The sequence below is a fragment of the Mycobacterium sp. ENV421 genome (assembly GCF_002887815.1).
Lineage (GTDB): Bacteria > Actinomycetota > Actinomycetes > Mycobacteriales > Mycobacteriaceae > Mycobacterium.
Window position 1 is genome coordinate 1 of the sequence record NZ_PDHO01000071.1, and the last position, 7,856, is coordinate 7,856.

General features: G+C 64.2%; 5 protein-coding genes and 5 pseudogenes. 4 read left to right on the forward strand and 6 right to left on the reverse strand.

Features of this window, described 5'->3' with window-relative positions:
• Positions 1-123: 123 nt before the first annotated feature.
• From CRM90_RS29020 to CRM90_RS29045, 6 genes and pseudogenes are all read right to left on the reverse strand, one after another.
• A pseudogene (locus CRM90_RS29020) lies at positions 124-438 on the reverse strand (integrase core domain-containing protein); the annotation flags it as partial.
• Between the two features lie 7 nt (positions 439-445).
• Positions 446-846: pseudogene (locus CRM90_RS29025) on the reverse strand (IS30 family transposase); the annotation flags it as partial.
• Positions 845-1,426: a TetR/AcrR family transcriptional regulator gene (locus tag CRM90_RS29030; protein WP_199190102.1), complete on the reverse strand. Its 582-nt coding sequence runs from the start codon at positions 1,424-1,426 to the stop codon at positions 845-847. The gene CRM90_RS29030 and the pseudogene CRM90_RS29025, both read right to left, overlap by 2 nt.
• 90 nt (positions 1,427-1,516) lie before the next feature.
• A pseudogene (locus CRM90_RS29035) lies at positions 1,517-2,455 on the reverse strand (alpha/beta fold hydrolase).
• A complete protein-coding gene (locus CRM90_RS29040) occupies positions 2,455-2,892 on the reverse strand; it encodes a PaaI family thioesterase (RefSeq protein ID WP_102810324.1) in 438 nt (145 codons plus the stop codon). The pseudogene CRM90_RS29035 and the gene CRM90_RS29040 overlap by 1 nt, the downstream one beginning before the upstream one ends.
• Before the next feature lie 53 nt (positions 2,893-2,945).
• Entirely contained in the window at positions 2,946-3,632 is a 687-nt protein-coding gene (locus CRM90_RS29045) for a TetR/AcrR family transcriptional regulator (RefSeq protein ID WP_102810325.1), read from the reverse strand.
• 45 nt (positions 3,633-3,677) lie between these two features.
• On the opposite strand from CRM90_RS29045, the pseudogene CRM90_RS29050 reads away from it, so the two are divergent.
• The 4 genes and pseudogenes from CRM90_RS29050 to CRM90_RS29065 form a co-directional block, all read left to right on the forward strand.
• Positions 3,678-5,168 (forward strand): annotated as a pseudogene (locus CRM90_RS29050) (acetyl-CoA acetyltransferase).
• Positions 5,165-6,265 (forward strand): zinc-dependent alcohol dehydrogenase, encoded by a 1,101-nt coding sequence (locus CRM90_RS29055; protein WP_102810326.1) that lies wholly within the window; start codon positions 5,165-5,167, stop codon positions 6,263-6,265. Before CRM90_RS29050 ends, CRM90_RS29055 begins: the two are co-directional and overlap by 4 nt.
• Positions 6,266-6,299: 34 nt before the next feature.
• Positions 6,300-6,431, forward strand: a pseudogene (locus tag CRM90_RS29060) (carboxymuconolactone decarboxylase family protein); the annotation flags it as partial.
• Between the two features lie 105 nt (positions 6,432-6,536).
• Positions 6,537-7,856 (forward strand): IS1634 family transposase (locus tag CRM90_RS29065; RefSeq protein ID WP_102810327.1); only part of this gene is annotated, 1,320 nt, incomplete at its 3' end.

Consider the following 7,856-nt stretch of genomic DNA (forward strand, 5'->3'; position numbering starts at 1 on the left):
TGAAGCGGAACCTACGCCCGTGCTCCCCATTTACACCGGATCCCGGACACGACCGTTTGTGACCAGCAAGCTTTCGCGACCTATGCATCTGAATCGCCCTGGGTCTGTCGGAGGCTCGGGCTATTAGATTTCGACCAAGGTTTGGTCGTTCCGTTGGGCATCGTGGAACGCGGCTTCGAACTCCGCTGGCGGTAGGTCGTCGAGGTAGCCGTGCAGGCGGGTGGTGTTGTGCCAGTGCACCCATCCCAGGGTGGCCAGTTCGACGTCTTCGACCGTCTTCCACGGCCCGGTGCGGGTGGGTTCGTAGATCAGCTCGGCCTTGTAGTAGCCGTTGACGGTCTCGGCCAGGGCGTTGTCGAAGCTGTCTCCGATCGATCCGATAGACGGGACTGCGCCGATCTCGGCGAGGCGCTCACCGTAGCGGATGGAGGTGAACTGACCAGGTTCAACCGGTCGATGCAACACCTGCTTGCTGGAGCAACAGTAGCTGTTCGTTGAAGGCTTCGGCGGGTGTCTTCCAGCCAAGTGTCTTGCGGGGCCTGGTGTTGAGTGCGTGAGCGACTGCCTCGATCTCCTCGGCAGACCATCGCGCGAGATCGGTGCCCTTCGGAAAGTACTGGCGCAGCAAGCCATTGGTGTTCTCATTCGTACCGCGTTGCCACGGCGACTGCGGGTCGGCGAAGAAGACGGGGATGCCGGTCTCGATCCTGAACTGAGCATGCGCGGACATATCCTTGCCGCGTCCCAGGTCAGCGACCGGGCGAGTTGTTCGGGCAGGGTCGCCATGGTAGTGGCAAGGGCATTCTTCATCGTGATTGCGCCGTAGCCGGCCAGGGCCGGACCGTCACAAACTGTGGACAACTCCCAGGTACCTGAGTGCTACGCGGGAGATCCGCTCACCAGTGGTGGCGATGTCCGCGGCTGGGAGTACAACATGACTCACTGTCAGTCGCACCAGAACATCTGCGACGTCCTCGACGTCTTCGGGGTCGAGATCGGCGAAGTGGACGTTAAACCACGTGGTCAGAGCCCCGGAGCAGAGCTGAAGCAGGGAAGCCGAGGTCGGCAGAAGAGGAAGGACCCCAGTAGACGACGAGCCACCGCGATCATTCCCCGAGGGGTTGGACGTCAGAACTGCCTTGAGGAGCGGACTGTCTTCTGCTTCACAGAGGGTGAACTGCACCGCTGCGGTGATGCCGCCCTGCACATCGCCCACATGTTCGGCAAGGACGGCACGAATGCCTTCCAGAAAGCGCTGGCCCTCTGACACCACAAGCGCGTCACCGAGCCCCTGTTTGTCGCCGAACTCTTTGTACAACGTCGGGCGGGAGACGCCGACCGATTCGGCAACCTCGCTCATCCGGACCTGATCCCAGCCCTTCTCGATGGTGAGTTCTCGTGTCGCCCTAAGAACCTGTTCGCGCACATGACGGCGGAACGACATCCGCACTGGTTCAGCTGACATAGGAGCAGGATAGGCGCCATCCCTACACGAACAGCCAACCGACAGCAGAGTTCATATGGTCCGGTCGAGGAATTCGACGACTGCTGTCGAGAATGCGTCGTTGTTGTCGCCGGCAATCATGTGGCCTGCGCCCGATACGTCGACGGTGTGCGCGTGCGGAACGACGGTGAGGAAATGCTTGACTGTCTCTTCGGAGACCATGTCGGATAGCAACCCCCGGACCAGCAGCGTTGGCGCGGTTACCCGGCGGGCTCCATCGAGAAGGAAGGCGCTCATCGTGTCGAAGTCTTTAGCGCTGTTGTCTAAACCTCGATCCACGTGTGTCACGAACGCTGAAGGAACTGGAAGTTCGACGTCACGAAGGCTGGGTCCCATCGCCAGACCCAGCGACCGTCGTCGCGACGTCGGAGAACTTTTTGGAGGCCGTCGAGGTTGTCGGGGCGGGGGCGGTGCGGGTTGTAGGCGGCGATCACGTCAGCGGCCGACTCGAGGCTGTCGAAACCTTCGGGGTGTGCCGACATGAACGCTACGACTCGTCGGGCGCCGTGCATCTCCATTCGCGGGGTGACGTCAACCAGAATGACTGCCTGCCATAGTTGTGGCGGGGCGAGCATGTGTGTGCCGAGAATGGTCAAACCGCCCAACGAAGCCCCGATCGCGGCGACGGGGCGGCCGGAATCGGCGTAGGAGCGCACGGCCAGCAGGTCGGATCCAAGGCGGTCCATGTCATAGCGTCCGTCGGGGTCCCAGTCGCTGTTTCCGTGTCCCCTGGTGTCGTACGCGGCCACCGTGTAGCCCCGCTGGTGCAGGCGTTGGGCGGTGACGTCCCAGGCGTGTCGGCTTTGACCGCCGCCGTGAAGGAGCACCACGACCGCCCGGGGTGCGTCACAGTGGTAGAGGTCGACGGCCAGCGACAGCCCGTCGGCCGTGGGACGTGGGCACGCGCTCGATGACAGGGGCCGACGAGTCACTTGCTCTGTGTGCAGGCATCAGGGGTTCGTCTTCGGTGCGACGACGGTGACGGTGCCCTGGGCCGCACACACGCCTCTGCCGTCGTTGCTGATGTCGATCCGCGCCACCCCGCTGGTTCTGCCCAGCGCGATGATCTCAGTTGTGGCTACGCAGGTGCCGCTGGAGACGGGACGGAGCAGATTCAGTTTGAACTCCGTCGTCGCGACCCAGGATCCCGTTGGAATCACGGGATAAAACACCATGCCGAGGCAGTGGTCGACCATGGCCGACAAGCAGCCCCCGTGCAGGTTGCCGAAAGGCGTCTTCAGGTCGTCGCGTGCGTCCATCTCCGCAACGAGCCGTCCCGCGGTGAATTCGGCGTGCCGGAAGCCGAGGTAACCGGCCAACCCGCCCGTGGTTTCTGCTGCGCTCTTGAGTTGCTCAGCGACCTGTTCGTTGAACGTGGTGAATTGCACAGACACTTCCGGCCTCCTACCTCGGCTGCAGTTGAGATGTTACGCCGTAGTTGTCACACCGGTCGACGCTGGTCACTTGCCAGGATCGCGGGAAGGAGGAACCGCGAAAGAAACGCCCGGAGTCCGTCACGACTGCGCTCCCGCGGCCCTTGAACAGTCAGCAGGCTCAGTATGGTGCGGACAACCCACTCGGCGGCGTCGTCGACGGAGACGCCCGGTTCCACGCCACTCCAGTGTCTGGTGAAGACGGGACGCAGAAATTCGGTGACGATTTCGAACAGGGACGTCGAGGTCCCCGCCGCGAGACCCACGCCGGCGAGTTCCTCGTCGCTGCCGAACAACAATCCGATGATCTCTTCGCGGCGCGCGGCCTCAACCGTGTATTCCACGAAATCGACGAGCGCGGAGCCCAGGTCGGCGTGCGCGGCGATCCGCGGGCTGATGCGGTCGAGATAGCGCTCGGCGGCGCGAATGATGACGCCCGACATCACCGCCTCCCGACTGGGGAAGTAGCGATACACCGTTGCCCTGGACACACCCGCTGTTCTGCCGATGTCCTCCATGGTCGTGCCCACCACACCGCAACTCTCGAGGCACCGCTCGGCAGCATCGAGCAACCGGTCGCGAGCGGACCCACGATCTGTCGGCGCGGCGGCGCCCCATCTCAACAACTTCGTCGCCACACAGCCAGTATGCCGCGAGCGCACCCCATTGTGACTTGCCCACGCACATGACACCATCGCAGTTATGTCTCAAGTCAGCCCCGTGGCCCTGAGCGGGTGCCGATGCCGGTAGAAGCGCGTACCCCGGTGGTCGTCGGCGTGGGCGACGTCACCCATCGCGGGGACGACGTCGTGGACCCGATCGACTTGGCGGTGCAGGCCGCACGCCGCGCGGTCAAAGACGCAGGCGCGCGGTCGAGCGGCGCATCGACACCGTCGCGACTCCCGGCATCCTGGTCATCCCGCGCGACAATCCCGCCAGCAGGATCGCCGAAGCGATGCGCATCAGTCCAGCCCGCCGGATCAGCTGTCCAGTCGGCGGCAACACCCCGCAGTATCTCGTCGAGGTGTTGGGCGGCGAAATAGCCAAGGGCCGCGCCGATGTCGTCCTGGTCGTCGGGGCCGAGAGCGGGCATTGCGCGCGCAAACTCCAGGGCAGGGCACTTCTCGACTCGCCGCCCCCGCCCCGCTCCGGCGACGAATCCCTGGGCGACGCCCGCCCCGGGCTCAGTCAAGCCGAATTGTCGGTGGGTCTGAGTTGGCCGCACGAGGTGTATCCCATCTTCGAGTCCGCGATCGCCGCGCGCCACGGCCGTGACTTCGATGCCCAGCGGGAGTGGCTGGGCACGCTGATGGCACCGTTGACAGCCGAGGCGGCACGCCATCCCGAGCAGGCCTGGTTCCCACGCGCACGAAGTGCCACCGAACTCCGCGAAGTCACCGCGGAAAACCGCATGGTGTGCGTGCCCTACCCCAAGCTGCTCAACAGCATCATGTCCGTCGACATGGCTGCCGCCTTCATCCTCATGGCGGCCGAGGTGGCCGACGAATTGGGCGTCGCGCGCGATCGTTGGGTCTTTCCCTGGTCAGCAGCGACCTGCAACGACGTGTACTTCCCCGTGGAACGGCCCGACCTCAGCCGCTCCGTGGGTATCGAGGTAGCGGCAAAAAAGGCTCTCGACGCGGGCGGATTGACCACCGACGACATTCGGTGGTTCGACCTCTACTCCTGCTTCCCATCGGCAATTCAGATGGCCGCCGAGGCTCTCGACGTGGACCCCCTCGACGACAGAGGCCTCACAGTAACCGGAGGGCTGCCTTATCACGGCGGCCCTGGTAACAATTAAGTCAGCCACTCGATCGTTGAGATGGTCCGACGGTGCAGACGCGACCCCACCGATGCCGGACTCGTCACCGGCCTCGGGTGGTACTCGACGAAGCATTCGGTCGGTGTGTGGTCGGCCACCCCGCCACCAACCGGGTGGCGCCTGCCCGACACCGCAGACGAACAAGCTCACATCGATTCATCGCGGCTGGCCGTCGCAGGCGTCGACGAGGCGACCGGGCGCGACAGTGGACGGATACACCGTCGTCTACGACCGAGACGGACGACCTCGATGGACTCCGATCATCGCGCACCTGTCCGACGGGCGAAGAGTCGTCGCACGCAGCGACGATCCGCAGATCGCCGAGGCGATGGCGAGTGAGATGTACGTCGGCAGAACGGTTAGCCTCCGAACGAGAGGATCGTTCAGCGGATTTGAGCTTCCATGATCGCCGAGGCAATGGTGCTGACCGGACCGCGGAATCTGCAGCGACGCCGGATGACCCTCCCCGACGTCGGTGACCGGGGTGCGATACTGCGAGTTGAAGCATGCGGTCTGTGCGGAACAGATCACGAACAATTCACCGGACACCTGCCGGCCGGCTTCTCATTTGTTCCAGGGCATGAAATCGTCGGCGTCGTCGAGCGGGTCGGCGCCGCGGCCAGCCAACGCTGGGGGGTGCAAGCCGGCCAGCGCGTGGCCGTCGAGGTGTTCCGGTCCTGCCGAGACTGCCCCGAGTGCCGCCGCGGCGAATACCGGCGGTGCGCGGTGAACGGCATCGCCACCATGTTCGGCTTCGTCGACGTGCAGATCGGCGCCGGCCTATGTGGCGGATACGCCACCCATGTGGAGCTTCCGTGGGACGCGATGCTCCTCCCGATCGCCGAAGACATCGACCCTGTTCTCGCCACGTTGTTCAACCCTCTCGGCGCCGGTATCCAATGGGGGGCCACTCTTCCCGACACCAAGGCCGGGGACGTCGTAGCGATCCTGGGACCCGGTATCCGCGGAATCTGCGCGGCGGTGGCGGCCAAAGAGGCGGGAGCCGCGTTCGTCGCGATGACCGGCATCGGCCCACGCGACGAACAACGACTGGCCACAGCCAGATCATTCGGTGTCGACCTGCCCATCGATGTATCACAGGACAACGCAGTGACAGCGCTCCAGCGTGAAACAGGCGGACGGCTTGCCGACGTGGTCGTCGACGTCACCGCCAAAGCACCCTCCGCGTTCGCCGATGCCGTCGACCTTGCCAGACCCGGCGGCACAGTCGTGGTGGCCGGCACCCGCGGGCGAGGCGGCGCGCCCCGGTTTGAACCAGACTCATTGGTATATAAAGAACTACACGTCGTAGGCGCACTCGGCGTGGAGTATCCCGCCTACCGGGCAGCCCTCGAGATCCTCGCTGAAGGCCGCTGGCCGTTCGACCGCATCACCAGAGAATCAACCGGATTCGCTGGGCTCGCGCCGCTACTCACTTCGCTCGCAGACGAAAATGCCCGAACCAGTGCGGCGCTGCACAACGTCTTCTTGCCCACGCCCTGACGGCATGCAGAGGTTCAACAGAGAGGGGCCACCCGTGACCATGGCGGAACGCGTACCGATGCTCGACCGCGAGCAGGCCCAGCTGCGGGCCGCCGAATGTGGGTTGCCCGAAGAGTTGGCAGACCTGTCGGTATTCCGCGTGGCACTTCATCAGCCGCGTGTGGCCTGAGTTTGGACACCTCCGGCGTTTTTCGCAGTCGGTAGTTGCTTGACCTGCAGTGTTGTGCTGCTGGGTGGGTGTTTTGGGGTACTAACCGGGTAGGTTCGTGCGGTGGCGTACGTGCGGAAAGTGCGCACTGCCTCGGGTGCGGTGGCGGTGCAGGTGGCCCGCAAAGAGGCGGGCCGGGTGATGATCCTGGCGCATCTCGGATCTGCCCATACCGACGCTGAACTGGGAATTCTGCTCCATGCGGCCCAGCAGATGGTGCTCGACGGCCAGGCCGCACTCGATTTCGAGGTCAGTGCTCGGGCCCAATCGATGATCGATGTCGCCGATTTCCGTGAGCAGGCATTGATCGCCGGGCAATCTGGGCACACGGCTGCGGTGGTGCCGCCGGGTCGCACGGTCGGGACCAGGTCGCGGCTGCTCTACGACGTGCTGGGCCACGTCTATGACTGGCTCGGGTTCGACACCGTCGGCGATGCGGTGTTCCGGAGTCTGGTGATCGCCCGGATCGTCGAGCCGACCAGCAAGCTAGACCCATCACGGGTGTTGGCCGATCTGGGTGCAGAGTTGGTGTCCTACAAGACCATCGACCGCCATGTCCGCACGATCCACGTCCGCGGTCACCGTGACGTGATCGCCGAGAAGTGCTTCGCCTACGCCACCGACTGTGGCGTGTTGTCGCTCATTCTGTACGACGTCACGACCTTGTACTTCGAAGCCGAATCCGAAGATTCGCTGCGCAAAGTCGGCTACTCCAAGGAACGCCGTGTTGATCCTCAGATCGTCGTCGGGCTGTTGGTGGACCGAACCGGATTCCCTTTGGAGATCGGCTGTTTCGAAGGAAACACCGCCGAGACCACCACCATCGTGCCGATCATCACCAGTTTCCTGACTCGCCACAATCTGGCGGGCACGCCGATGGTGGTGGCCGCTGATGCCGGCATGCTCTCGCAGAGCAACCTCGCCGCCCTCGACGAGGTGAAGCTTTCGTTCATCGTCGGCTCCCGGATGACGAAAGCCCCTGGCGATCTGGAGTCCCATTTCCACTGGAACGGCGACGTTTTCACCGACGGACAGATCATCGACACCGTGACACCCCGGCACGGCAACACGAAAGTCAACGACACCAAGCTGCGTGCTGAACCGATATGGAACCCCGACATTGACGCTGGGGCGTGGCGGGCGATCTGGTCGTATTCGGCCAAACGCGCTCGGCGTGACCAGAAGACCCTGGCCGCCCAAGAAGCTCGGGCGCGGGCGATCGTGGCCGGCGAGAAGAACGCCAAGACAGCACGATTCGTCAAGACCAGCGATACTGACCGCGCACTCGACGAGGCCAGCCTGGCCCGCGCCCAATCCCTGGTCGGACTCAAGGGTTATGCCGATGTTGGGGTTATGCCGACCGGCGGCGGGTCGTGCCTGGTG

Excerpts from the sequence above, each read along its gene's own strand:
- CRM90_RS29045 (WP_102810325.1), bottom strand. The coding sequence starts at position 3,632 with ATGGTGTCATGTGCGTGGGCAAGTCACAATGGGGTGCGCTCGCGGCAT.
- CRM90_RS29055 (WP_102810326.1), top strand. The coding sequence starts at position 5,165 with ATGATCGCCGAGGCAATGGTGCTGACCGGACCGCGGAATCTGCAGCGA.